General features: G+C 66.2%; 2 protein-coding genes. Both read left to right on the forward strand.

Annotated elements, in window-relative coordinates; all coding sequences use genetic code 11:
• A partial coding sequence (locus AC1DWF_RS36850) for a hypothetical protein (RefSeq protein ID WP_476843374.1) occupies positions 1 to 335 on the forward strand: 335 nt, incomplete at its 5' end.
• Between the two features lie 76 nt (positions 336 to 411).
• The coding region (locus AC1DWF_RS36855; protein WP_476843375.1) for an insulinase family protein at positions 412 to 582 on the forward strand (171 nt) is incomplete at its 3' end.

Consider the following 582-nt stretch of genomic DNA (forward strand, 5'->3'; position numbering starts at 1 on the left):
TCTTTGCGACGGGCAAGATCGCGCTGTTCGGCGGCCTGACCCTGTCCACCTTCGGCGTCAGGGCAACGGCGCATGGGGACACGGTGGGCTGGGCGGCCGATTTCGTCATGGAGGCGCCCGACACGATCCAGCTCCTCGTCCTTGCGGTCGTGGGCCTGGGCCTCGGTGCGTTCAACCTGATCGCCCTGCTCAAGCTGCCCACGGAGCAGGAGCGCTTGCTGCGCACGGGGCTGGACCCATTGAAAGACCCGAGAGTGCCACCCGATATCAAGGAACGGCTCCTCTCCAGCATGGAGGAGGGCCTGCGTCGGGCTTTCGCGCCCCCTCCCGGGTGAGGCCGGTTCCGACGTTAGCCGAAGCGGGCTAGGAAGAACCCAAGCCTGCTCAGTTCCAAAAGGTCCAGCGATCCATATGACCGATTCCGTCCGCGTCACGCGCCTGCCCAGCGGCCTCCTCGTCGTCAGCGAGATCATGCCCCGCGTGGAGACCGTCTCCATCGGCGCCTATGTCCATGCCGGAACGCGCAACGAGACGGCGGTGGAGAACGGCGCCTCGCACTTCCTCGAGCACATGGCCTTCAAG

The organism is Aminobacter sp. P4_D5, from assembly GCF_056401815.1.